The organism is Rhodococcus sp. GB-02, assembly GCF_053470465.1.
The window spans coordinates 263,625-289,369 of the sequence record NZ_JBPUKE010000005.1; the positions used below are offsets into that span (position 1 = coordinate 263,625).

Annotated in this window: 21 protein-coding genes and 3 pseudogenes; 19 read left to right on the forward strand and 5 right to left on the reverse strand. The window is 60.7% G+C overall.

Going from position 1 to position 25,745, the window contains the following annotated elements; genetic code table 11:
• Window positions 1-414: 414 nt before the first annotated feature.
• Window positions 415-690, forward strand: a pseudogene (locus ACSW29_RS30360) (tyrosine-type recombinase/integrase); the annotation flags it as partial.
• A gap of 368 nt (window positions 691-1,058) precedes the next feature.
• Window positions 1,059-1,805, forward strand: a complete 747-nt coding sequence (locus ACSW29_RS30365) for a recombinase (RefSeq protein WP_448278974.1) — start codon at window positions 1,059-1,061, stop codon at window positions 1,803-1,805.
• 132 nt (window positions 1,806-1,937) lie between these two features.
• On the opposite strand, the gene ACSW29_RS30370 is transcribed toward ACSW29_RS30365, so the two are convergent.
• Window positions 1,938-2,966: a helix-turn-helix domain-containing protein gene (locus ACSW29_RS30370; protein ID WP_051649474.1), complete on the reverse strand. Its 1,029-nt coding sequence runs from the start codon at window positions 2,964-2,966 to the stop codon at window positions 1,938-1,940.
• Between the two features lie 199 nt (window positions 2,967-3,165).
• Window positions 3,166-3,744: a TetR family transcriptional regulator gene (locus ACSW29_RS30375; RefSeq protein ID WP_080733443.1), complete on the reverse strand. Its 579-nt coding sequence runs from the start codon at window positions 3,742-3,744 to the stop codon at window positions 3,166-3,168.
• Between the two features lie 202 nt (window positions 3,745-3,946).
• On the opposite strand from ACSW29_RS30375, the gene ACSW29_RS30380 reads away from it, so the two are divergent.
• Window positions 3,947-5,251, forward strand: a complete 1,305-nt coding sequence (locus ACSW29_RS30380) for an IS256-like element ISRer3 family transposase (RefSeq protein WP_042927240.1) — start codon at window positions 3,947-3,949, stop codon at window positions 5,249-5,251.
• Window positions 5,252-5,962: 711 nt separating this feature from the next.
• Window positions 5,963-6,367, forward strand: a complete 405-nt coding sequence (locus tag ACSW29_RS30385; RefSeq protein ID WP_128638070.1) for a hypothetical protein — start codon at window positions 5,963-5,965, stop codon at window positions 6,365-6,367.
• Between the two features lie 53 nt (window positions 6,368-6,420).
• Here the strand turns inward: ACSW29_RS30385 and ACSW29_RS30390 are convergent, their stop codons facing one another.
• Window positions 6,421-7,674: a PucR family transcriptional regulator gene (locus tag ACSW29_RS30390; RefSeq protein ID WP_042926010.1), complete on the reverse strand. Its 1,254-nt coding sequence runs from the start codon at window positions 7,672-7,674 to the stop codon at window positions 6,421-6,423.
• A 430-nt stretch (window positions 7,675-8,104) separates the two neighbouring features.
• Between ACSW29_RS30390 and ACSW29_RS30395 the strand changes: the two genes are divergently transcribed.
• The 7 genes from ACSW29_RS30395 to ACSW29_RS30425 all read left to right on the forward strand — a co-directional run bounded on the left by ACSW29_RS30395 (window position 8,105) and on the right by ACSW29_RS30425 (window position 16,185).
• Window positions 8,105-9,856, forward strand: a complete 1,752-nt coding sequence (locus ACSW29_RS30395) for an FAD-dependent oxidoreductase (RefSeq protein WP_042926008.1) — start codon at window positions 8,105-8,107, stop codon at window positions 9,854-9,856.
• 226 nt (window positions 9,857-10,082) lie between these two features.
• Complete coding sequence (locus tag ACSW29_RS30400) at window positions 10,083-10,403, forward strand: 2Fe-2S iron-sulfur cluster-binding protein (protein WP_042926005.1); 321 nt, start codon at window positions 10,083-10,085, stop codon at window positions 10,401-10,403.
• 24 nt (window positions 10,404-10,427) lie between these two features.
• Window positions 10,428-11,816 carry a cytochrome P450 gene (locus ACSW29_RS30405; protein ID WP_042926022.1) on the forward strand — a complete coding sequence of 463 codons (1,389 nt, stop codon included), beginning with the start codon at window positions 10,428-10,430 and terminating at the stop codon, window positions 11,814-11,816.
• Window positions 11,813-13,021: an NAD(P)/FAD-dependent oxidoreductase gene (locus ACSW29_RS30410; protein WP_448278975.1), complete on the forward strand. Its 1,209-nt coding sequence runs from the start codon at window positions 11,813-11,815 to the stop codon at window positions 13,019-13,021. Before ACSW29_RS30405 ends, ACSW29_RS30410 begins: the two co-directional genes overlap by 4 nt.
• Before the next feature lie 62 nt (window positions 13,022-13,083).
• Window positions 13,084-13,857 carry a transglutaminase-like domain-containing protein gene (locus tag ACSW29_RS30415; RefSeq protein ID WP_448278976.1) on the forward strand — a complete coding sequence of 258 codons (774 nt, stop codon included), beginning with the start codon at window positions 13,084-13,086 and terminating at the stop codon, window positions 13,855-13,857.
• Window positions 13,858-14,237: 380 nt separating this feature from the next.
• Entirely contained in the window at window positions 14,238-15,074 is an 837-nt protein-coding gene (locus ACSW29_RS30420) for an SDR family oxidoreductase (RefSeq protein ID WP_054827573.1), read from the forward strand.
• A 46-nt stretch (window positions 15,075-15,120) separates the two neighbouring features.
• Complete coding sequence (locus ACSW29_RS30425; RefSeq protein WP_054827593.1) at window positions 15,121-16,185, forward strand: BtrH N-terminal domain-containing protein; 1,065 nt, start codon at window positions 15,121-15,123, stop codon at window positions 16,183-16,185.
• Between the two features lie 55 nt (window positions 16,186-16,240).
• Here ACSW29_RS30425 and ACSW29_RS30430 read toward each other — a convergent pair.
• A pseudogene (locus ACSW29_RS30430) lies at window positions 16,241-16,360 on the reverse strand (transposase); the annotation flags it as partial.
• A gap of 212 nt (window positions 16,361-16,572) precedes the next feature.
• Window positions 16,573-17,734: pseudogene (locus ACSW29_RS30435) on the reverse strand (IS3 family transposase).
• Window positions 17,735-17,975: 241 nt separating this feature from the next.
• On the opposite strand from ACSW29_RS30435, the gene ACSW29_RS30440 reads away from it, so the two are divergent.
• The 8 genes from ACSW29_RS30440 to ACSW29_RS30475 are packed head-to-tail and all read left to right on the forward strand — an operon-like array spanning window position 17,976 to window position 25,687.
• Entirely contained in the window at window positions 17,976-18,734 is a 759-nt protein-coding gene (locus ACSW29_RS30440; protein WP_181881569.1) for an MlaE family ABC transporter permease, read from the forward strand.
• Between the two features lie 10 nt (window positions 18,735-18,744).
• Window positions 18,745-19,608 carry an ABC transporter permease gene (locus tag ACSW29_RS30445; protein WP_054827575.1) on the forward strand — a complete coding sequence of 288 codons (864 nt, stop codon included), beginning with the start codon at window positions 18,745-18,747 and terminating at the stop codon, window positions 19,606-19,608.
• A gap of 9 nt (window positions 19,609-19,617) precedes the next feature.
• Entirely contained in the window at window positions 19,618-20,655 is a 1,038-nt protein-coding gene (locus ACSW29_RS30450) for an MlaD family protein (RefSeq protein ID WP_032370846.1), read from the forward strand.
• Window positions 20,652-21,659 (forward strand): MlaD family protein, encoded by a 1,008-nt coding sequence (locus tag ACSW29_RS30455; protein ID WP_115304722.1) that lies wholly within the window; start codon window positions 20,652-20,654, stop codon window positions 21,657-21,659. Before ACSW29_RS30450 ends, ACSW29_RS30455 begins: the two co-directional genes overlap by 4 nt.
• On the forward strand, window positions 21,656-22,651 hold the full coding sequence (locus ACSW29_RS30460) for an MlaD family protein (RefSeq protein ID WP_032370848.1): 996 nt from the start codon (window positions 21,656-21,658) through the stop codon (window positions 22,649-22,651). The genes ACSW29_RS30455 and ACSW29_RS30460 overlap by 4 nt, the downstream gene beginning before the upstream one ends.
• On the forward strand, window positions 22,645-23,694 hold the full coding sequence (locus ACSW29_RS30465) for an MlaD family protein (RefSeq protein WP_054827576.1): 1,050 nt from the start codon (window positions 22,645-22,647) through the stop codon (window positions 23,692-23,694). The genes ACSW29_RS30460 and ACSW29_RS30465 overlap by 7 nt, the downstream gene beginning before the upstream one ends.
• Window positions 23,694-24,731, forward strand: a complete 1,038-nt coding sequence (locus ACSW29_RS30470; protein ID WP_054827577.1) for an MlaD family protein — start codon at window positions 23,694-23,696, stop codon at window positions 24,729-24,731. The genes ACSW29_RS30465 and ACSW29_RS30470 overlap by 1 nt, the downstream gene beginning before the upstream one ends.
• A complete protein-coding gene (locus ACSW29_RS30475) occupies window positions 24,728-25,687 on the forward strand; it encodes an MlaD family protein (protein ID WP_235172425.1) in 960 nt (319 codons plus the stop codon). The genes ACSW29_RS30470 and ACSW29_RS30475 overlap by 4 nt, the downstream gene beginning before the upstream one ends.
• The last annotated feature ends 58 nt before the right edge of the window (window positions 25,688-25,745 follow it).

The following is a 25,745-nucleotide window of genomic DNA, read 5'->3' on the forward strand; positions in this document are numbered from 1 at the left end:
CTTATGTCTTCGGCGGGTTGGCATCGTCAATCGACGGGATTCACCGGGACAAGGGTCCGTACGTCATTTCGTGGTATCCTTCCCGTGCGTACGGCGGCGCTAGCACCGCGTGCCCGCGCGATGAACCAGATTCGGGCGAATTTGATGGATCACGGGCCTACTTACTACACGGTCCCGGGTGTTGAAAGAGGATACTTGCGCGGCCTCGAGACGTGTCGGCGAGGTGTGGCCGTACGCCCGACCGTGCCCTGACACGGTCTTGGAGAATGAAATCGCACGAAGGCCACTCCACCCTGCCGTCGGCTTACTGGACGGAGCGCTGGCACACGAGGTTCGACCCGCCTGCTCGTGCGCTCCTGCTGATGCTGGTTCACGGAACGAGTTCGAAGGTCGAGACTTATTTGCGGGCGAGACCTATTTGCCATACGAGAAAATCTCTCCGACACAGCCCTGTCCGGGGCTACGGTACATGCGGCAATCCGGCGTCGCGCTGGCTACGATACCGCCACCGTCGCCCAACTGGGCGGGCTTCACTGCGTGCCGGATTCGTCACCCAAGCCTTCCGTAACGGTGCAGACGTACGCGCCATCATGCACCAAACCGGGTACACCACAACCCGCAATGGTCGAAACATACGCTCACGAGAATGCGCCACTGGTCGGCAACGCCGTTACCGAGCTCGGCCTATGACCAGGCACCCGACCGAGCCCGTGACCGGCGACGGGACGACCGGGGCAGATGCTGACCACGACGACCGCCCTTGTCCGATACGACCAGCGGACATCACGAACACGTCGATACCGAGGCGGGATCGGCACACGTGGTCACTGTTCGAGGACTGGTGCACCGCCCATGGCGAACCCTCACTGGCGGCCTCTCCGGAGTCACTTGCTCGGTTCCTTCACGCGCACCCCGCCGCGCCGACGACCCAACGCCGTCGGATCGCGGTGATCGACACCGCTCATCATCGGCATCTATTACCTCCTCCCGGGCGCGCTGAGACCGTCCGGGCTGCGCTGGATGGTGCCCGCACGTCGCGCCTGCAAGAGGTGGCAGCCGTGATCGGCGGAATCATCGCGCGGCTTCCCGAATACGGTTGGCCGTCAGCGTTGTTCGCACGCAGAGACGCACTGATCCTCACGCTCGCTACGACAGGTCTGCCGTACACGCACATCGCGGCCCTGCGGGCGTGCGATGTCACCGCCGATGCGGGTCTCGACGCCCTTCGCGTCGAGACAGGCCGCGGCGTTCATACCCTCACCTCCCTCGCGCTGGCGGGGACGGGCATCTCGCCGCGGATGGTGTACCAGCGCTGGTGTGAGGTGCTCGGCCATCGGACCCGGTATCCGAGCACTCGAATGATCGCCGACGCTCTCGATGCCGTGGACGGCGGCGCCGGGCTCGGCGGATACGACCGGTATTTCGACCCGGCCGGGAAACAGCCGCTGTCGACTCCTATCGACCGGTGGGGCCACACCCCGTTGGCTGCGACCCCGCTGACCGCCCGTGCGGTCGCGGGCATCGTGCGAATGCACCTGGACGGACGGGCACCCACCCACCTGCAGCCCACTGCGCGGTCACAACAGCCGGAGCAGATCGCGGCACCGGATCCAGTACCGCGGGTCCTACTCGACCCCGGCTACTGCGAACGCGGAACGCTTGCGCGTAGACACGCCCACGGTCTTCTCGACGACGTGGACTCCGTTCTGGCCGATGTCGAAACGCGCGCGGACAGCCTGTTGGAAGCACTCGTCGACTTTCTCGAATCGGAGACCACACGCGTACCGGCCGACACCGTCGAGTGACAAGTGGTTCGTACTCGGGTTTGCACAAACTCTTCTTCTCACGGCAGGGTGGCGGTGACGTCTCCGAAATCTCCGCGATGAAGATCGACCAGGCCGCGAACGGAGGCATCGATCTGACCCCGTCTGTGTGGTCTACGTCGAATCCGGGTCGTCCGAGAGTCGTGGGTTTCGGAAGTCTTTCGGAGAGCGCCCGGTCCAGCGTTTGAAGGCATGAGAGAAGTTGGCGAGGTCGCTGTATCCGAGTTCAGAAGCGATCTCGCTGACCGAAACCGAGCGGTCGAGGAGCCGTAGCATCGCGCGTTCGTACAGCAGCGATTGGCGCAACTTGCTATAAGTGGTCCCTTCTTCGGCAAGCCGCCGCTTCAACGTGCTGCTGGACATCGACAAAGCTTGTGCAACATCATGGTTGGTTCGCTGTCCGAGGTCCTTTTCCAACAGTTGCCTCACCTTCTCGGCGGATGGCATGGACCCACTCCGATGGGCGAGTGTTCGCTGCAGATCAGCGATAGCGAGTCGATATGCGAGAGGGTCCGAGAACCGACAAGCCTTGTTTAGTGTGTCCTCGGGTACGTGGACGAAGGAAATCGGAGCGTCGAAGAACCGGCGATTCGCCCCCGGACCTTTGTCGTGGCTCACCTCGGTCGGCTCCGGCCAGCTCAGATGGAGTGTCACCGGCGATATGTCACCGGCGAGCATGTCCAGCAGTCGTAATAACGCCGACCCACCGTAGGTGATGACCAAGCAGTCCAGTGCGGAATCGCCTGTGTGCGCAGTGAGCCCGACGATCAGACCGTAGTCGCCAGTGTGGAACTGCGATTTCAACGCCGTGGAGATCAATGGCAGGTATGTTAGGAGATCGACGATCTCGGCGACCGAACCAGCGCTGATCAAAGGTGAACTCAGGGGCCCGAACGATGTCAACTGGGCCTGCTCGGCAAACGCAAATCCGAGTCGAGTGGCCTGGGCGATATCGAGTTCGGGATAGACCTCCCGAAACCACCGTATCGGTGCCTGGACGTCATGCTGAATGAGCGTCGCTTCACTGGTTCCTTCGCGGTGCATGATCGCGCGAAGGCGCGCGGCGGCGCCAGGGTCGAGTGCGCGGCGTTCGAGCAGCTGCACGAACGCAAGCGGTGGCAAACCCTCATCGCTCAGCTTCACGGTGATTCCTTTGACCCGAATTCACAAGTTTATGACTCCACCGAACATAGCCGTCACCCACGTTTGCGACGACACTTTCGTCGATCACGCCAGGAACTGAGGTGGTGGCAAGCTGGACGGATTCTTGTCCGGAAGTTCGTTTCTCTTGAGAATGGGAATATTGCGTGACACCGACGCTAGCGGCGCTACACCGCTGTCGCTACGGTCGACCGAATCGAGTCGTCTTGCTCAACTCTGGATTGGCTTGAAAATCTTGGAACCCCTCGATGTACGGAGCGAGTAGGTCTGCGATATCGGTGGCGGTCTGGGCTGCGTCAGTCGGGGGCCGTGAGACATACGCCAAGGCCATCTGAACGATGGACGTGCTCAGGATATCGGCTTGGCGTTTCGGGGCTTGCACCCAGCATCGCTGAAATGTGGCAGAGAGGTGATCTGCGGCTCGCTCGACAAGCTGGGTGCTGTGAACAGTAATGAGCCGCAGGAGGTCTGCGGATGCGTCTTCTTCTCGTAGCGATCTGACCAATGGGTCACGTTCGGAGACGGCGAAAAACGCAGCCAAACCTCGGCCGAGCGCCAATCTGATATCACCAACGCAAGTGTAGAGTCCATCGTCCACCACACTGACCAGCTGATCGGTCAGTCGTATCGCGTAGCTCTCCGCCACACCGCGCCGGGACCCGAACTCGTTATAGATGGTCTGTCGAGACAAACCGGCTTCCTTCGCGACCTCGGACATGGTCACGGACTTCCAGCTCTGCCGCAGCAGGAGAGCGCTCAATGCGTCTAACGCGGTCGCACGAAGGAGAGTGCTTGCCGCTGTCCGGTAGCCACCATCAGGGCGCGCAGTGAGCAATGATCAGAACCTGTGGATGGTTCTCGGCGAGGCGGCGTGAGTGGGCGCACCTTCCCGGGAATGATCTGAAATTCCATCAGCTCTGATCAGGACCGGCGTTGGCGCGCTGGTTCGGGAAGGTACGCCCATGCTCACGGTAGTTCAGGATCAGCAATCCTCCAACGACGACAGCGGTGTTGGTCGGTCGTTGCTTGACGAGATCGTTCGCGACGGTGCCCGGCAGATGCTCGCGGCGGCGTTGGCCGCCGAAGTCGCCGCATACATCGAGCAGTTCGCCGAGCATCTCGATGAGCACGGCCGGCGGCTGGTGGTCCGCAACGGCTATCACCACGAGCGTGACGTGCTCACCGCGGCGGGGGCGGTGACGGTGACCGCACCGCGGGTCAACGACCGCCGTGTCGACGCCGAGACCGGTGAACGGCAACGGTTTTCCTCGGCGATCCTGCCGGCGTGGTCACGCAAGTCCCCGCAGATGACCGAGGTGTTGCCGCTGCTGTACCTGCACGGGCTGTCCAGCGGCGACTTCGGTGCGGCGTTGGAGCAGTTCCTCGGCACTGGTGCCGGGCTGTCGGCCTCGACGATCACCCGGCTGACCGCGCAATGGCAGGACGAGGCGAAGGCCTTCGCCGACCGGGATCTCTCGGGCACCGATTTCGTGTACCTATGGGTCGACGGCATCCATCTCAAGGTCCGCCTGGAGCAGGAGAAGCTGTGCTTGCTCGTGATGATCGGCGTCCGCGCCGACGGCCGCAAGGAGCTCGTCGCGCTCACCGATGGGTTCCGGGAGTCCACAGAGTCGTGGGCTGATCTGCTGCGCTCATGCCGACGCCGCGGGATGACCGCCCCGGTGCTGGCCGTCGGTGATGGGGCGCTGGGGTTCTGGAAGGCACTGCGGGAGGTGTTTCCGGATACCCGTGAACAGCGCTGCTGGTTTCACAAGCAGGCCAATGTGCTTGCTGCGCTGCCCAAGTCGGCTCATCCAGGTGCGACCGCGGCGATGCGGGAAATCTACAACGCCGAGGACATCGACAAGGCCCAGGTCGCGATCAAGGCCTTCGAGGTAGATTACGGCGCGAAGTACCCCAAGGCGGTCGCCAAGATCGTCGACGACGCCGACGTGCTCCTGGAGTTCTACCGGTACCCGGCCGAGCACTGGATCCACTTGCGCACTACGAATCCGATCGAATCGACGTTTGCGACCGTGCGGTTGCGAACCAAGGTCACCAAGGGCCCTGGGTCACGCGCAGCGGGGATTGCCATGGCCTACAAGCTGATCGACGCCGCACAAGCCCGCTGGCGGGCGGTCAACGCCCCCCATCTGGTCGCGCTGGTCCGTGCCGGCGCGGTGTTCCACAAAGGCAAGCTGCTCGAACGACCCATCGACATCTCACCCGCTGAGCCCGACGAATCAAGCGAAACGGAGGTCGCCTGAAACACCCTCATCCACAGGTCTTGACAATATCTCCGCGCAGTGTGGACGGAACTCATGAATAGAAGTCTAGGCGCGTTCGGACATTGGTGGTGGGGGATGATGTCGCTGTCGCCAGCGCGTCGATGCTGCCAGCGATGCGACCAGTGGCGTTATCGGCGGGCGAACGAACCAGGCGCAGCGGTGAGCCGAACACCTACGAAGAACTCATCTGTTCTTTCGGTAGGTTTCCCGAGCGGCGTGCAGCGAACGCAGAGCATGCAACTCGGCACAACTGCCGGCGTGTGGCGTCAGAAAAGCTCTCCATTGCAGAGGTCGGCTACGCACACCCCTCGTCTGCGTAGCTCGACCTACATCTGGCTGGTTTTCACGTCGCGAATATTTCGGCGTTCGATCAGACTCGCGCACCCATGGTAAGTCAACGGAATCCACGCGGGTGCCAACATTAACAGTAGGAGCGGTGTCAATGTGAAGAATACAAAATCCAGCACGATACCTCGATTTCCACTGCATTCATGGAGGCCTGAAGAAGCCGTCGTCGTGGTGTCGATCGTACTGGATCGGCACCGTTCTGTGATATGTCCAAGTTGGCCAAAGTCGCAAGGAGTCCTTGTTCTTTATGCACAACTCATCCTTCCCTCTTTGACACATGAGGAATGGCTATCGTACAACTAGGTCGTATCGAGTTCGCTCCCGTATTTAAAGGAATCAACCTTGAATCGAGCATTGGACCGTCTCGCAGTTCGTGGTCGGGTGCTGGTCACACCCTGCCAGGGGGAGCCCGAACTGTGGGACTACGAATCCGATCCACCCTACGAGACGGTTGCTCAGCGAGCTGCGCGTCATAAAACTGCAGCGGACTCTTGCATGAAATGTCATATACTGACCGACTGCGAGCAGTATCTTGCTACTGATCCTTCGCCAGCCGGAGTGTGGGCCGGTCGAATCTTGGAGACGTCCGAAGGATCTGTCGAATCAAATGCGGCGAACATTGCGACAAGTGAAGGAATCGAGGGCAAAGAAATGGATATCAATGACCGAATCAAGTCGCTTTCACCGAATGCGGCATTCGATATTCTGATAGCAACAATCGTGAATCAGCATGGCAATGGAGTCTGACGAACGTGGCGCTGGAAACCTGGAAGGTTTGAGCCGGGTCGCAGCCACCCTGCTCAAACCGTCAACCGTGCGTCTACTGAGCCGAGCGGTATGGGTAATTTGAGTACTGTGCTGGGTGTCCACCACGCGGCATCCAGCGCAATCCTGAGGTTCATGAGGATGCCGGCATCGTCCAGCTTGCAACCGCACTCTTTCGCTGCTTGTCGGATGCGGTATTTGACCGTGTTGCGATGGATCGTCATGTCGTGAGCGGTCGCGGTAACGCTACAGTTGTTTGCCAGGTAGACTCGCAAGGTCTCGCGGAGCCAGCGGTTCCGCGCACTGTCCAGAAGCAAGCCTCCGAGTGAGTCTTCCGCTAGAGCCCTTAGGCTTTCCGGATCTTCGAGCAGAAGAGTGATGGCTGCAACTTCCTCGAAAGTTACCACCGGACTGATATCGACCTTGCCGTCCGAAACCACGCGGGCCGCGCGCTCTGCCTGCCTGGCTGTCTTCCGAAAACCATTTTCACCACTCTGCACGGTTCCAATTGCTGCTCGAATTCGGCCGTACTTCTGAAGAACGTCTGTAACGCTTTCAAGGCAAATCCTTCCGGCGTGAATTATCGGAAACCAAACCAGGGATCGGGCATCGCCTTTACTGTTGACTTGCGGTCGACCGATCGTACCGAGTCTGACGTTAACGGTATCTACGAGCTGGTGCCAGGACTTGCTCGGGAATGGTTCCCGGTCATTCGTCCAAAACTCAATGGCAATAGGGTTTCCTGTGAGATTGTAATATGAATCGATTTTGTATGCGTCCAAAGGATCTGTGCATGATGGCGACATTGCGCGTTCGAGTTCCGTGTTTACAGAACTATTTTCTTCACGTATCTTCGATTTCTCCGCTTCGTATTCTGAACATGCGTCCTGACACACGCGGTCTATGAAGACGGCAGACCTGCTGACCAGATGCGCAAGTTGATTCGCGGCCAACGTGTGCGTAGCTCGCGAGAGCGAGAACAGGACATGCTCAAGAAATCTCGATTGGCCCAGGTGATAAGCGCGGGCGAGCGCCGTCAGCGGGACATGCGTGTGTGCGAGAACGCGAGCATGGCACAGGGCGGCATGCGGAGCTCGCAAGTTGTCGTGCTCAGTCCTGTCGGCCAGGAAGTCGATAGCCGCATTGATGTTGGCTTTCACACTGGTGTGTAGAAGTCCGGTTGCGTCTGCATTGCCGTTCATTTCATGGATTGATGCACTTATGAATGAAGAGATATTCTCGGTCAACTCTGCCTTCCTGTCCTCCATCTCGTCCACAAGTGTTTCCATCAAATGAGTCGATATCATTTTAGTGTCATACCTACCCTGGTAGTTCAATTCTGGAGCGGCACGCCATTTCGGTGACGATCGCTGCGGATCTAGCTTGTCGATCTCGGGGCTTGCCCCGCCGCCTGTGCACCTCGGCTTCTCGTCAGAGCCCTCCTTGCTGGCTTCTGACGCACCGGCTCCTTTCGGTTCGGCTCGCCGGTGACGGAAGCGTCAGCGGCTTGTGGTTGATGAGCTGCATCACTAGTATCTGTACACGCAGGCTGCATCTGTCAATTAATTGGACAAAAAGTCATCGTCTGTATAGTAGTGTGCCCGGGTAGGCAGGCGGTCGGCTTTGGTCTCACCGTCGAGGGGGCGCACTCTTGCGCTGGGGTCCAGGCCCCTGGGGCGAGGAGCAGTTATCCGGTTTGAAGAACCAGAAGGAGACGCCATGGCGACGCCACCGAGCAGTTCAATCGATTACGACGTTCTGATCGTCGGTTCGGGCTTCGGCGGAAGTGTCACCGCGCTGAGGCTGGTGGAGAAGGGGTACCGCGTCGGGATCCTGGAAGCCGGGCAACGCTTCGAGGACAAGGACTTCGCGAAGAACAGTTGGGATCTCAAGCGTTTCCTGTGGGCACCGAAACTCGGTCTGTACGGCATCCAGCGCGTACACCTGCTGCGCGATTGCCTCATCCTCGCCGGTGCCGGAGTGGGCGGTGGATCGCTGAACTACGCGAACACCCTCTACAAGCCGCAGACACCGTTCTTCGAGGACAAGCAGTGGGCGCACATCACCGACTGGAGCAGTGAGCTCTCGCCGTTCTACGACCAGGCCACCCGCATGCTGGGCGTGGTGCGCAATCCGCACATGACCCCTGCCGACGAGGTGATGAAGTCGGTCGCCGAGGACATGGGCGTCGCCGACACTTTCATTCAGACACCGGTGGGCGTGTTTTTCGGTGACGAGCCCGGCAAGACCGTCCCGGACCCGTACTTCGGCGGCGCAGGCCCCGAGCGCACCGGTTGCATCGAATGTGGTGAGTGCATGACCGGTTGCCGCCACGGAGCCAAGAACACCCTGCTCAAGAACTACCTCGGTCTCGCCGAGCGCGCAGGAGCCGAGATCGTGCCGATGACGACGGTGTCCGGCCTGCGCCCCCGATCCGACGGCACCTGGGATGTCGACACCGAGCGCACCGGCGCTCGGCTCCGCAAGGGCAAGAAGACCTACAGCGCGGCCAATGTCGTTCTGGCAGCCGGTACCTGGGGCACTCAGAACCTGCTGCACAAGATGAAAGACACCGGCGCGCTGCCCAAGCTGTCGGACACACTCGGCGAACTGACGCGTACCAACTCCGAGTCGATCGTCGGAGCGGCCAAATACGAGGTGGACCCGTCGATGAATCTCACGCGTGGCGTTGCCATCACGTCCTCGTTCCACCCCAGCCCCAACACGCACATCGAGCCGTGCCGCTACGGCAAGGGTTCGAACGCGATGGGCATGCTGCAGACCCTGATGACCGACGGCGGAGGAAAGATTCCGCGTTGGCTCAAATTCGTGTTCGCGATGATCGCGCATCCGATTCAGTTCGTCCGCGTCGTCAACGTCCGGCACTGGAGCGAGCGCACCATCATCGCGCTGGTGATGCAGAACCTGGACAACTCGATCACCACGTTCACCAAGCGTGGGCCGTTCGGCCGCACGATCTCCAGCAGGCAGGGCCACGGGGAGCCGAATCCGACGTGGATCCCCGAAGGCAACGACGCCACCCGGCGGATCGCCAAGAAGATCGGCGGCCTCGCGGCCGGTACCTGGGGAGAGCTGTTCAACATTCCGCTCACCGCCCACTTCCTCGGCGGCTGCGCCATCGCCTCGGATTCGGCGCACGGCGTCATCGATCCGTACCACCGCGTCCACGGCTACCCGACGCTGAGCGTGGTGGACGGGGCGGCCGTGTCGGCAAACCTCGGGGTCAATCCGTCGCTGACCATCAGTGCGCAGGCCGAGCGGTCCGCCGCACTGTGGCCGAACAAGGGCGAGCTGGATCTTCGTCCGGCACAGGGGCTTCCGTATCAGCGGCTCGATCCCATCGCCCCCAACTCGCCCGTTGTTCCGGTGGACGCTCCGGGTGGACTGAGATTGCCTATCGTCGAGATCCGAAATGGCCATCTGGTCGCCGGTGAGACGGCTTCGCGGTGAAAGAAGTACTTGGTGAGCGCGCATTTCGAAACAGGAGCCCAGTCGCTCGATGCCTTCGTGCGGAGCGCAGAGTTGTCGCACTCCACATCTGGAGTGGACTCAGGTCGGATCTCTGGGGCGAACCGTCTGACCCGAATTCACAAGTTTTTGACTCTACGTAACATGGCCGCCATTCACGTTTGCGGCGACACTGTTATCAATCGCGGAAGAAAATTGAGGAGTTGACATGGCAGTTGTAACTTTCGTCGCCCACGATGGTGAGAAGCACGAGGCGGGCTTGGTCGAAGGTCGATCGTTGATGCAGATTGCAACCGACAATGCTGTGCCGGGGATCGATGGAGACTGTGGGGGCGAAACGGCCTGTGGCACCTGCCATGTGATCGTCGACCCGCAGTGGTCAGGAGAGGTGGGTCTGTCCGGTGCCAACGAGGAGGAGATGCTGGCGATGAACCCCGAGCGTGAACCCACGTCTCGGTTGTCGTGCCAGATGGTGGCCTCGGAAGCGTGGGATGGCCTGATCGTTCGAACACCTGAATTCCAATTGTGATGTGTGAAAGGCAGGCACGACAGCATGAAAGTTTCTGAGTCGATCACCGACAAGGTCCAGTCGACCATCCCTATAGGGCTGCAGATCCAGGGCGCTCATCTGTACGACAAGACCCGACGGTGGGTGACTGGCACGAATGGCAAGAAGATTTTCGTCGAAAGTCCCATTCCACCGGTCGAGGATGTCGAGCTCGCCGACATCGACCTCAGTAACCCCTTTCTTTACAGACAAGGGCGGTGGCAGTCGTACTTCGAGCGCGTGCGGAACGAGGCACCGGTTCATTACCAACCCAACAGTCCGTTCGGCCCGTTCTGGTCGGTCACGCGCCATGCCGATATCGTGGCCGTCGACAAGAATCACGCTGTGTTCTCGGCCGAACCGTTCATCGTCATCGGCGTCCCGCCCCGGTTTCTCGATATCGAGATGTTCATCGCGATGGACCCGCCACGCCACGACAAGCAGCGCGCTGCCGTCCAGGGGGTTGTCGCACCGAAAAACCTCCGGGAGATGGAGGGACTGATCCGATCGCGGGTACGGGAGGTGCTGGACGACCTCCCCTTGAACGAGCCGTTCGACTGGGTGCAGAATGTCTCGATCGAGTTGACAGCTCGGATGCTCGCAACTCTTCTGGATTTCCCTTACGAACAACGCCGCACACTCGTCTACTGGTCCGATTTGGCAACCTCGATGGAGCAAGCCAACGGTGGGCCCTCGGACAACGACGAGGTGTTCGAGGGCATGCGTGACATGGCCCGTGGCCTCAGCGCTCTCTGGCATGACAAAGCAGCCAGGAGGTCTGCAGGGGAAGAGTCCGGTTTCGATCTGATCACCATGTTGCAGAGCAACGAGGACACCAAGGATCTGATCGATCGTCCGATGGAATTTCTGGGCAACCTCGTCCTGCTGATCGTCGGTGGGAACGACACGACGCGAAACTCGATGAGCGGTGGCGTTCTTGCGTTGAACCAATTCCCCGACCAGTTCGAGAAATTGAAGGCCAATCCCGATTTGATCCCCAACATGAACTCGGAAATCATCCGATGGCAAACACCCTTGGCGTACATGCGCCGAATCGCCAAAGCCGACACCGTTCTGAACGGACAATTCATCCGCAAGGGTGACAAATTGGTGATGTGGTACGCCTCGGGTAACCGCGACGAACGCGTTTTCGAGAATCCTGATGATTTCATCATCGATCGTGCCAATGCGCGCAATCACATCGCGTTCGGATTCGGTGTACACCGGTGTATGGGCAATCGGCTGGCCGAAATGCAGCTGCGGATTCTGTGGGAGGAGTTGCTTCCCCGCTTCGAGAACATCGAGGTCGTCGGCGACCCCGAGTACGTTCAGTCGAATTTCGTGCGGGGCATCAGCAAGATGATGGTGCGCCTGACGCCTACTTCCAGCGCATGACATCGCAACGGGCGATCATCGTCGGCGCAAGCCATGCTGGGGCACAACTGGCAGCTAGTTTGCGCCAAGAAGGTTGGACAGGCGAGATCGTCCTCATCGGTAACGAGTCTGCCACTCCCTATCAACGCCCCCCGCTGTCGAAGACATACCTGGCGGGCAAATGCGTACTCGACGACATCGCCATTCGCAGCACGGACTTCTACTCCAAGCAAGGTATTCAGCTCCTGAACGCGCAGGTGGAGGCCATCGCTCGATCGGACGGCAACGTCGTTCTCGACACCGGGGAGAAGCTGGCCTACGACAAGCTCGCGCTGTGCACGGGAGCCCGCCCTCGTCGGCTCACCGTTCCCGGGGCCGATCTCCACGGGGTCTACTACCTACGTACCGCAGCGGACGTCGAGAGGATCCGTATGGCCACCGGCCCTGGCCGGCGGGTGGTGATCGTCGGAGGCGGCTACATCGGACTCGAGACAGCGGCATCGCTGCGCGCACTGGGCTTACAGGTCACCGTCCTCGAGGCAACTGCGCGTGTCCTCGAGCGGGTCACTGCTCCCGAGGTATCGACGTTCTTCGAGCGGATACATCGCGAGCAGGAAGTCGACATCAGAACGAACGCCATGGTCGAAGGCCTGTCCGGTGACCGTGAGGTTCGCGAAGTCAGCTTGGCCAGCGGAGAATCGATCCCCGCAGATCTGGTCATCGTCGGTGTCGGCGTCGAGCCGAACACCGACCTCGCCGCCGATGCGGGTCTTGCCATCGACAACGGCATCGTGATCGACGATCACACTCGGACCAACGACCCCGACATCATGGCGGCGGGGGACTGCGCGAGCCACGACATGGCCCGTTACGGCCGTCGACTACGGTTGGAGTCCGTCTCGAGCGCAGGAGAGCAGGCCAAAGTCGCTGCCTCGACCGCCTGCGGGAAGTCCAGAAAAATCGAAGCGTTGCCGTGGTTCTGGTCAGATCAATATCACTTCAAGCTGCAGATCGCCGGCCTCAACACCGGATACGACGAAGTGGTTCTCAGCGGTGACCCCACCCGCGACAGTGACTTCAGTTGCTTCTATCTCCAGGCCGGTGAGCTCATTGCCGCCGACTGCATAGGTCGCCCGCGCGAGTTCATGTACAGCAAACGGGTGATCGCCCAGCGACTCCCCGTCCAACGCGCCGACCTGATGCTCGGCGGACTCGCGCGCAACTGACCGATCCTTCGGTCGTTGTGCACACAACAGCAACCGGTTGCTCACAGAAGGAAACATCAGCGATGACCCTGACAGACCGCCCGCCCGGGGCACATACGACGCAGCCACCACACGCGTACCTGGGAGCAACTGACTTCCTCGACATCGAGCACGAATCCGTGCGGGCGTTCACCGCCGCGGCAATCGGGGATGCGAGCAGCGACCGTGACAAGGCCAGACGCCTCTTCGCCGCCGTCCGCGACCAGATCTGGTACGACCCGTACACCGTGTCGGACGATCCTGCCCACTACCGAGCGAGCTTCGTCCTCGAGACCGGGCGCGCTTACTGCGTCCCGAAAGCGGTGCTCTTGACCGCAGTGTGCCGGGCGGCGGGTATCCCGGCACTGCTCGGCTTCGCCGACGTCCGAAATCACCTGCAGACCGAGACGTTGCGCGCGCTGATGGGCGGCACCGACCTGTTCGTCTACCACGGCTACAGTCGCCTCTACATCGAGGGCCGGTGGTTGAAGGCCACGCCGGCATTCAATGTCGAGTTGTGCGCTCGTTTCGGCGTGCCGCCAGTGGAATTCGACGGCGATCGCGATGCTCTCATGCATGCCTTCACCGCAGACGGAGCTCAGCACATGGAGTATGTCCGCGAGCGAGGAGTCTTCGACGACCTACCCTTGAACGCGATCTTGACGGTGCTTCGGCACGCCTACGGCCCCACGATCTTCACGGGCGCTCACCCACTCGATGATGTTTTCACCGGCCGCACCCGATCACCGCACCCGGCCGTACGAAACTCCGGGGGATCGAAACCCCGCCGCGGGAGTCTCGATGAACCCAAACGGTGAGAACATACGCCCTGAACCCCGTATCGCGGCCGACTGCCGATCGGTCGGAGCCCTCTCCGCGACAACCGTCGGTCGTGAACACTCGGACTACCTCGGACACCCTCGAATCGGGTGAGCCGATACCTGCTGGCAGAGCTGTGCCACATGACTCTCTCGTCGGCGTGGCCGTGTTCTGGCCGACACCGGAAGTAACCCGAACAGACGAGACCCGCTCTTCCTCTGGGGTTGTGGCTGCGCGCGATCAACGACCGATCCGAACGCCTCCCCAGGGCCGAGACGCCGCGCGATACCCATATCCCTCTTCCGTGTGCGCAGCTACTACCGCGAGAGCGGGCCGAACGGCGTATCCCGATGTCGCATATCTATGCAAGGAGCGCAGCATGATGAACAACGCACCTCACACCCCCGCCAGGACGGTGGCGATCACCGGTGGAGCTCGCGGCATCGGCTATCAGACAGCGAAGGAGTTGATTCGACGAGGCCACCGGGTCGCCATCGGCGACATCGACGAGGCACGTGCGAAGGAGGCCGCCGCCGAACTCGGGGTGAAGGTCGTCACCCGACTCGACGTCACCGAACCTGACTCGTTCACAACGTTTCTGGACCTGGTCGAACGTGAACTCGGACCCCTCGACATCCTGATCAACAACGCGGGCATCATGCCTACCGGCCACGCCCACGAAGAGGACGATGCAGTAACCCGGCGGCAAGTCGAGATCAACGTCCTGGGTGTCATCTTCGGGACCAAACTGGCTCTTCAGCGAATGCTGCCGCGCCGCACCGGACACATCATCAACACTGCGTCATTGGCCGGCGAGCTCGCGGTACCTGGCTTGGCGACCTACTGCGCTACCAAGTTCGCAGTCATCGGATTCACAGAGGCCGCACGACTGGAGTACCGCAAGTCAGGGGTTCGACTGTCCACAGTCCGGCCGACGTTCACCAACACCGAACTCGTCGCCGGAACCGCCGGCGCAAAGGGATTACGCAACGCCGAGCCGGAGGAGATCGCCCGCGCGACAGCGGATCTGATCGAGAATCCACGCCCCTTCGTCCGCGTCACCCGTCTCGCAGGCGCAATGGTCGCGGCGGTGAAATTCGTCCCCCGGCGGTTGGCGACCGGACTGGGTGCGGCCCTGAACACAGATTCGGTGTTCCTCGCGGACGTGGACATGGATGCTCGCCGAACGTATCTCGACAGAATCCAGAACAGCTGAGTGTGCCGACACGCGCGCTCGACCATCCACCCGAAAGGCAGTCACAGTGACCCACACGACTCTGATCGAGAACTATCCCCACCGGATGGGAGGGCACTGCGGGTCAGGTGCAATGCGAGACCTTCTCCATTGGCACGGTCTGGGATGGGACGGACCACCCGACGAGGGGTTGGTGTTCGCACTGGGTGGTGATCTCGGTTTGTCCTACCTGCGATCGAACGACCTGGTCCCACCGATGTACTTGGTCGGCCGCGGCGCCGACTTCGAGATCGACTTGCCGCGCAGGCTCGGCGGACAAGTCGAGGTTCTCACGACCGACGATCCCGGTGAGGGATGGTCATGGGTTCGCGACGACATCGATGCGGGACGACCCAGTCTGGTATGGGCCGATATCGCTGAGCTGCCCTACTTACGGGTGAAACTGCAGATGAGTCGCCACGACATCGTGGTGATCGGCTACGACGAGATCGGGGGGACTGCCTCGGTCGTCGACAACGATCGGGCCGACGTGCAGGAGATCCCGCTCGACGCGCTGGCTCGGGCGCGATCTTCCACCTCGTTCCCACAACCGACACGTCACTGCACGTACCGAATCGCATGGCCGCAGACACTGCCGCCCGTGTCGACTGCCGCGGCTGCGGCCTTTGCCCGATCCGCCGCCAGCATGCGCTCCCCATCGACACCGGGAATAGCCGACCACGTACCAGCGGCCAGTGCCGAAGGATTGGCCGCGGTCGACCAGCTGGCAACCGACGTGAGGAGCTGGGTCGACCTTCCGCCCGATGACCTCGAGACGCTGCTGTTCAGTCTCGGTGTCTTCATCGAAAAGGCCGGAACCGGAGGCGGGCTCTTTCGTCGGCTTCTCGCCGACGGCTGTACCGAAATTGCACGTCTGACCGGTGATCCCGCTACCGCAGACCTCGCGGCGGCCGCCGATCACTGCGCCCAGGCCTGGACCGAAACTGCCCGCGCCGGAACACAACGCGGTCTCGATGCACGAACACGCGCAGCTGCGGTGGCCGTGTCGGCTGCCAGACTGCCTGCACTCGAGCTGATCCTGGCGGAGTCCCTGGAGTCTGCTTCACGCTCGCTGTCCGCCATCACGAGATGATGCCCACCGTCGTCCAATGGCGCGCGGTACACGGGGCGCATCGCACTGTGCTGCAGCTGTCGTCGCCGACACCGTACGCCCTGGCGACCTCACTGATCGGCTTGGAAGAGTCGATGACCTCTCGGCACAGTTCGTCTTTGAACTCGGTGCTGAACGATCGACGCGATCTGCTCATGCTTGTTGGACTCATGTCGGTAGATCCCTATTCCAAGCGGGTCCAGTGTCCGAATCCTTGGGCCGATCAGATCACGACGCCAGCCGCTGGGCTGCGGGGTGGATGACCCTCATCTGCAAACTCGCCGACGTTGTCAACACGCTCGACGAGGCGACCTTGGCAGGTCCCCGATAAGTCGGGCCACCGTGTTCTAGATCCACGGTGTAGTTGATTCAGTCGACCTCCCAGCCCTCGACCGGTTGGTGGTTGTGGGTGCATTGGGCAGCGTACGCCCCCGCAAGCGGGAGGGACCCCCAGGACGGCGTGAGGTATCCGAGTGATGAGTGCCGGTGTCGATGGTTGTGGTGGTCTTTGAAGTCCTCGATCACGACCCTCGCTTCGAGCAAGCTCGTCCAGTGATTGCGGTTGAGGCCCTCCGTAGTCGATTGTTGACGGATTCGATGTGTCCGTTGTTCCACGGCGTCCCCGGCTGGATGTAGGAGATACCGACACGGTCGCGGCAGAAATGTTGCAGCACATGGGAAATGAACTCCGGACCGTTGTCCATCCGCAGCACTTGCGTCCCACAGCGCGAACGTCTTGTCGAGCTCGTCGGTAAGCCGCTGTGCGGTGATCGACCGCTCCACAATGTTCAACAGGGACTGCCGGGTGTGTTCATCGATCATCGACGCGATCTTGATCGCCTTACCATCGACGGTCGAATCGAACTGAAAGTCCGTAGGCCACACCACTTTCGGGGCATCGGCTTCGATCTGCGGTCATTAGCTGACGCCGGCGCGTTTGCGGGGATGGTAGATCCGAACCTGCAGACCCTCCTCCTTCCAGAGCCGGTGCACCTTCTTCTTGTTCACCGACAAGCCCCTCGTCGTGCCTCAGATGCGCCCAGTCGCGTCGGAAGCCGTGCAGTGGATGCGAGCCTGCGTACGTCCGCAACGCGGCCCTCAGGGCTGCGTCGGGGTCCGCGGGTGTTTCGGCGATCGGTGTTCGTGCGTAGGTGGAGCGGGTAAGCCCAGCAGCTTTGCACGCCCAGTCGTTTCGACAGACTCATGGTGTTCACGAGCATGTCGACAGCGCTGCGCTTGGCGGCTGGGCTCAGAATCTTCCCTTCGCTACCTCCCGCAGTGCATCTTTCTCCAGCTCGGCCTTGGCGAGCAACCGTTTGAGCTTGCCGTTCTGCTCGCGCAACTCTTTGAGTTCCTTCGCGGCATCGGTGGCCATCCCGCCGTACTGACGCCGCCAGTTGTACAACGTCGCCGCCGACACCTCGAGCGCCGCCGCGATCTCCTCCTGCGTCTTGCCCGCAGCGGTCAGTTCGTCGGCACTGCGCAGCTTGCGCACGATGTCCTCGGCAGAGTTGCGTTTCCGTCCAGCCATGTTTTCCATCGTCCTATCCGCCCAGCTCATGGGCAACAAGGCTCTAAATCGAGATGGCTCCGTTCACTTGGGGACACGCCAACCTGTCAGCTGATTAATCCGACGGAAGTTCCCGAAACCATGTATCAGGTACTGCACGTACCTGATACTGTGTGAACACCTTATCGCGACGAGCTGCGCAGACAGAAGAGGAGAGACCGGTATCTATACAGAAATTGCTGGTCGAGCGACAGCCAGTCTTGTGACCTTTGGAAATTCGATTGCCCTCGCCGGCCAGGCACTGCGGTGGGCCGTGCGCGATATTGTCACCGGACGGTTTCCGTTTCGGGAGTTTGTCACACAGACGTGGTTCGTCATCACCGTAACGACGTTGCCAGCGATCCTGGTCGCGATTCCCTTCGGCGTCATCGTCTCGGTGCAGGTCGGAAGTCTAACCCAGCAGGTCGGGGCCACATCTATCGCCGGAGCCGCCGGTGGACTCGGGATCATTCAGCAGGGGGCACCGATCGTCACCGCGCTCCTGCTCGGTGGTGCGGCAGGGTCGGCCATCGCCTCTGACCTTGGCGCACGCACCGTCCGTGAAGAAATCGATGCCATGGAGACGCTCGGACTAAATTCGACACGTCGACTCGTCGCACCTCGATTCGTCGCGGTTCTCATCGTCGCTCCGATGTTATGCATGCTCATCGTGTTTACCGGTCTCGTGGCCGGCTACATCCTTAGCGTCAACGTCCAGGGCATCACGCCGGGGAGCTACGTCGCATCGTTCGCATCGTTCGCATCATCGGCGGACATCCTTGTAGCGCTGATCAAGTCAGTGGTGTTCGGTCTCGTGGTCGTGACAATCGCGTGTCATCGGGGCCTGTCCACGAAAGATGGCCCTAAAGGTGTGGCTACATCTGTCAACGCCACCGTGGTCCTAGGGGTGGTGGCGTGCTTCGTCATCAACGTGTTCATCACCCAACTGACCATCATGTTCGTCCCGCAGACCATCGGATGACGGAGAACACGTGACCGCAGTACCATCCACCCGTTATACTTCGGTTACTCGTCCGATCGTGCGTGCTGTGACGCCCCTCGCTGAGGTCCCCGCGCAGCTCGGGCACATTACAACATTTACCATCGACACCGTCGCCGGAATTCGGCACGTCGCAACCACCTATCGACGACAGACGTTTTTATTCATACAGGAGTTTGCCTGGGGACGAGGCGCTGTACTGGTCGGCGGGGGTACCGCGATCGTGCTTGTGATTCTCGGAATGGCTGTCGGGGCGTCCATCGGCATCCAGGGCTACGCCTCGCTAGACCTGGTCGGGATGGGGTCTCTTACGGGATTCATTTCGTCATACGCCAACACTCGAGAGTTGGCACCGATGATCGCCGCGATCGGCTTCGCAGCCCAGGCCGGCTGTCGCCTCACTGCGGAAATAGGTTCGATGCGTATCGCTGAAGAGATCGATGCGCTCGAGTCGATGGCGGTGCGGCCGATTCCGTACATCGTCAGCACGCGTGTAGTCGCGGCGATCACTACCATCATCCCCCTCTACATCGTAACGCTGATACTCAGTTTCGGCGCGGCCAAGCTGGTCGTCATCCTTCTACACGGCCAGTCGGCTGGCACCTATGACTTCTATTTCGATGCGTTCCTCAAACCGCAGGATTTGGCTTTTTCAGTCATCAAGGTCCTCGTTTTCGTGGTGTCGGTCGTCATCATCCACAGCTACCAGGGTTACTACGCCAGCGGCGGAGCAGAAGGCGTCGGCCGCGCGTCTGGTCGAGCGATCCGCAGCAGTCTCATCATCATCGTCGTGGAGGACATGATCTTAACCCTGTTGATGTGGGGTTTCGATTCGGGCGTCCAGATTTCGGGCTAGGAGTTTCAAGTGGCTGTATTTCAAGATCCATCAGGACGCGCGCCCTCACTGGCGAACTTGACCCTGCGCGGGATCGGGGTTCTCGTCGTAGTGACGGTTGCCGGCTATCTTCTGGCGGGCAACGCGACCGGAAAATATGAAGACAACACGACAGTGACGATCACCACCGACGCGGTTGGTGACGGGTTGAAGGGCGGATCGGAGGTGAAGTATCGGGGCTTCACGGTGGGCAAGGTGTCCTCGGTGTCGGGGCGCGACCAAAGTGTAAATGTGAAAATCGAGCTCACCGGAGTGAACGACGACATCCGGTTGCGTCAGGGCATGGCCGTGAATTACACGTCCGCCAGCGCGCTGGGGCCGACGGCACTGGAGATTGTCGACCCCGGGCGGGGAGTCCTCATCCGTGATGGCGGCAGCGTCTATGTGAGCAAGCTGCAGTCCGAACACACTTCGGTATCGACCCTGATTCGAAAACTCTCGAAGCTGGTCGATGCTCTCGATCAGCCGGCGTTCAATTCTGTGGTGAAGTTTGTCGTCGACGATTCCCAAACGTTTGCCGATGCCGGCCAGCTCATGTTCCAGATCGCGCAGCTCACTCGGGACGTTCAACAGCGGCCAGTGGGCCAGGATTTGGCGATCGCGGCAGACCTGTCCCAGGGCGTTGCCGACTTCATGACGCCGTTCGTTCCGGGCATCCTCATAAACGTCGACGTCGCTGACTTCTTCGCCACCGACGAGGCCATCAAACAGGCCACAGGCAACCTCAACAGCACCGGCGAGGTTCTGTTCGGGGGACTGGGAGGACTGTTGAGCGAAAACTACCCGGCGTTGAGTTCGGTACTGGACGTCGGCCTCGATCTGGCGAGGCCGGTCGCCAGATCGGCATCGGGACTCGCGCAGACCATTTACACCATCCCGCAGATCCTGGACAGCATCGACAACGCCACGCCGCAAGTCGGCGAGCGAGTACAACTTCAGGTCGCCCTGGTAGTGCAGACGTCACCTGCGCTGCAGAGCGCGCTTGCAGCAGGAGGACCAAGAAGATGAAGCTCAAGTCGTTAATTCCCACCATCGTCAAGATCGTCGCGTTCGCCGCAGTCATCGGCGTTCTCACCTACGTGATCATCGCCATCCTCGAACCCAGCTCGGACGGAGCGAGTTCTGAACGGTCTGCGGTCTTCTCCGATGCATCTGGGCTCAAGCCTCGCGACGGTGTGCGTTTGGCGGGAGTAAAGGTCGGTTATGTGACGGCGATCGGCCTGAAAGGGCCCACCGCGGTCGTTCATTTCCACCTGAACAACGACGTCGCGATCACGTCGAGCACCACCGCCGCCGTGCGTTATCAGAATCTTCTCGGACAGCGATATGTCGAATTGATCGGTGCGGCACAGGGAAAGACACAGGGGGCGGCGCTTACACAGGTGGCGCTCGACAAGACCGTTCCCTCATTTGATGTGTCCACCTTGTTCAACGGGTTCAAGCCGGTGTTCGACACGCTTAACGCCGACGAGATCAATGAACTGCAGTCCAACTTGTTGCGCGTTGCTCAAGGTGATGGGAGGGGTATATCGCCTGTTCTGGAGCAGGTCGCCAACATCACCGCCTACGGGGACCAGCGGTCTGAGATCATCACGAATATTGTGACGAGCCTCGGCCAGGTCTCCGACCAACTCGAAGGCCGCTCGGCGCAGCTGGTCGAACTCGTCGACCAGCTGGGATCGATCGTCGACGCCTTCAGCCGCGTGAGTGACCGGTTGCGGGAGTCGCTAGGCGAGGTCAACCGGTCCATGGAGAAAACTGTCATCGCCGGGGAGCAACTTGACTCAACGTACGACCAGAGTTTCGCGACGATCTATCAGCGTCTGGCGCGAGAACCCGGGGAGTTGGAGGGGCTACTGAATGGCGCGGTACTGCTCAAGCCCCTTATGGACTCGCTGAACGCTTCGACGAATTCCACGCCGACTGAGGCACGATGTTCGAAAGGCCTTCTGCCCCTGCCGGATACAGCTACGATTGCGCTTATGGGGCAACGATTGGTGGTGTGTAAGTGAGGTTGTTCAGTCGAAATCGACCGCATCACCAGTCCGAACGCAGACGCGACCTCATCGTCGCCGCTGTGGTGGTGGTGACCGTGGTGGTCGGTCTGGTAATCGCCGGGACCGTGTATATCGCACCGCCCGGCCAAAAGGTGTACTCGGCTCAACTGGTCAACACCGGAGGGCTGGAGTCGGGTGATCAGGTGCGTATAGCGGGGATAAGACAGGGAACGGTGTCGTCGGTGGACCTCGCGGGAACGTTTATCACAGTCGAATTTCGACTCGACGACTCAGTGCCAGTCCGTTCGGATGCCACCGCAGCGGTTCGCCTGATCACGCCGATCGGCGGGCGAGTTCTCGATCTGGACCCAGGGTCAGGACCGACCTCGCTGTCGGGGGCGATCCCCCTTGTTCAGACATCGAGTACTTACGACATTTCGGACACGCTCGAGACGACGACGCCGGTGTTCCGCGATGTAAAGGGCGTCGATCTCCGTCAGACTGCGTCGCTGCTGCAGAATGCGTTCTCCGACGGCAACACAAACATTCCCGACGCACTGAGGAACACCAGCAGTTTGATGGAACTCTTAGAGCGACAGTACGGTCAGCTCGACAAAGCGGTCGCTCTATCCGATGAATACGTCAACGCTTTCGCCGATCAAAAGCAGGTGCTGGTCGACTTTCTCCGTCAACTCAGCTTCCTTGCCAGTACGCTGGGACCTGATATCGAGAACGTCCGCGGCGGGTTCGACCTTCTCAGTCGTCTGTTCAAACTTCTCACGAGGCCGCTCGTGGCTTACAGCGATGGAATCGAACCGTCTGTCCAACAATACAAGACGCTCCTCGACAAGGTGTCGTCAGAGCTGCCAGGCTACTCCGATGCCCTGGCCCAGGTTGATCAGATCACTCAGCGCCTCGGCGTCCTCCTCCAGGCGCCGGTCGGTGCGTCGACTACCACAGAACCAGAGGTTCGTGTGTGCATTCCGAGTGGTGACGACAAATGTTGACTACATGGATCCGAAGACTGTTGCTCCTGATCGCCGTGGTGGTTGTGGTGGTCGCTAGTGTGGAAATCGGGGGAAGGGTGTCCGACGACACGCGCTCCCTGTGTGCCGAGTTCACCGACGCATCGGGCCTCTTCGAAGGCAACACAGTAGCCATGCTCGGCAAGAAGATAGGCAGCGTCGTCGGGGTGCACCAGAATAGTGATCAGTCCGGTGTAAGGATCGACATGCGGATCGACAAGAGCGTTCCGCTGCCCGCCGACGTCGGCGCGACTCTGGTGTCGACATCCATCGTGACCGAACGTCAAATCGAGTTCACCAAGCCGTACTCTGATGGAGCCCGATACGAGACGGATCAGTGCATTCCGTTGAGTAAGACGCGAACCCCGCTGGGAATCAGTCAGACGCTCGACTCGATCAGCAACTTGTCCGAGGACCTGGTCAAGGACAACGGCAGGAACACCGACGCGATCTTGCAGTCCCTCGAGCTCGTCTCCCGCAATCTAGAAGGAACGCAGGGTGACGTGGCCGGGATCATCAAGGACTCAGCCACGCTCATCAACGACCCGGCAAAGCGGGATATGCAGATTCGCAGCATCGTCGGGAACCTCGCCGCACTGACGGGGGTGGCAACCGAGAACGACAAAGAGGTGACCGCCCTCTTCGACAACTTCGTAGGTGCCATCGAGGTCATCATCGCGTTCGGCCAGACCTTCGGCGCGGCAGTCGAGTACGCGGGGACGTTCGTTCCGATCCTCTCGAGGTTCGCAACAGATTTCGGTCCCCCGATATTCGCGATCGGTGATGCTGCCGTTCCGCTCATCGCCGACATGGGAGAGCAGCCGGACATAGTGGTAGCGATCGCAGCCCGCACGGCAGACCTCATCGTGAAACACCCAGATGCCAAGTCAATTGTGCAGGCGTTCGCAGTGTCGCTGCCTTTGCGAAGCCTGGTCGGTGGCTGCGCCGCGCCGGTGGCAAACGGAGTCTGCGGGTCCAGCGATGTATCGAGGACGATCGCAGGGATGATGGGGGGAGGGGCCTGATGATCTCGGTAAATCGCGCATGCCTCGGACCCATGGTGGTCGCACTGATAGCAACGATAGTTTTCGTAACATCGTGTGGGATCAACGCCGACAATCCGCCGACGATAGCGACCTCCGACGCGGACGGTTACGACATCCAGATGGAGTTCACCAGCGCACTCAACTTGCCTGCCCTCGCAAAAGTTCTCTCGGGGGGAATCAGCGTCGGGTTCGTCGAAGATGTCACGTACGAGAACGGGCATGCGGTCGTGAAAGCTCGCATCGACAACACGACTCAGCTGCCGGGCGAATCGCGGGCTGAGCTACGTCAGGACACTCTCCTTGGTGAGATCTACGTTGCCATCCTTCCCCCAGCCGAGCCGTCGACGGGTGCCTTGCTGCGGTCGGGTTCGGTGATCCCGTTGGCACGGACCGAGCCGGCAGCAAATGTCGAGGACGTCATGCGCGGGATGTCGAATGTCCTCGGCGGCGGTGAGCTCGACAAGATCCACACCGCGATCTCGACATTGAACACCACGTTCCCCAAGGACTTGCAGCAATTCGACGCCCTGTATCAGACAACGCTGGAGACCGTCTCGGAGGTCTCCTCGAATACCGACAAACTCGACGTAGTGTTGAGGTCGGCTGATCAGACTCTGAAAGTGATCTTGGACGATCCGTCGGGAATCGACCGGATGCTGACCAAGGGCGGACGCAACTTTTCTGGCCTCGGCTACTCCCTGATCGAGGTCGCGTTACTCATCGCCAACTTGCGTGATTTCGCTGTGTCCGCGGGCAGGATCGTGGATCCGGAGTACTTACGGATCAAGGAGTCAGTGGCCGGGATCGCCCCGGTGATCGATTCGATCGCCAACTCCGACATCTACTCGAAGTCCGTCACGGAGCAGGCAACGAGCGTCATCCGCGACAAACTCATTCCATTCGTGCGGTCGCCCGACATTAACCTCTCGGACATCTCCATCGATGGTCGGGACCTAGCGCGGCGTGACGCCGAATCCTTCATAACCGTGTTGAGATCAATCGGAATGATGCCGTGAACCGCAGCAGCACGCTCATATCGATACTGGCTCTCGCCGTCGTGTTCGTCGTAGGGCTCGGCTACCTCGTCGTCGGCGTGGCACACATCAACCCCACCCGCTCCGAGTACTCGTTAACCGCCATCATCGACAGCTCAGGCGGTCTGCTGGACACATCGCCGGTGATGGTGCGGGGGGTACCCGTCGGAAAGGTGTCCTCGATCAACGTCGCGGATTCGGCAATTAAGGTCGAGATGACGATCGATTCCGACCACAAGATCCCCCAGGACAGCGAGATGTCTATCCAGAATCTGTCGCTCGCGGGGGAACAGTACATCAACTTCGTGCCCGCGGGCACGGCAACCGGTGGGTACTTCGATAACGGAGACGTGGTGCCCGCGGACGCGGTGCACGTGTCGCAATCGGTTCCCCAGGTGTTGCCAAAGTTGGCTGCAGTGGCAGATGGGCTCGACCCGGAATCGATCGAGTCCATCAACAAGACCGTCGCCGAGGCCGTCGCCGGACGGCAGGACGACCTCGACACGATCGGCGACATGATGCACCGTGTAGTCGATTTCGTCGGCAAAGATGGGTCCGTCCGGGTGACCGCGGACAACGCCGAGTTCCTGCTCGGCCTCTTGTCCAATGCCGGGGACGTCCTCAGTACGGCATCTGTACGCACCCCTGACGCCGTGAACGGGCTGGCGCGGATTCAACGGGCGTTCATCAGGTTCACAACCACCTCGTACGACAAGTGGCCTCCCGTGTTGAAGCTTGTGGAAAAGCTCAACGGCTATATTCAGATCCTGCAGCCGGATCTGCTGACGATCACCCGGGCGGTGAAACCGGCGACCGAGAAAGTCGCCGACACATACGTCGACTTCGGGTCGATCGGCGACCTCCTCGGCCGAACTTTCCCGGCGTCGCGACCAGGTCGCGCCGAGGTCCCCGTCACCGTGTCGCCGCCACTACGGTGACGCCCCGTCCGCAAGCGACTGTCACCGTAAGTACACAGAAGGTCCCACATGACAAATG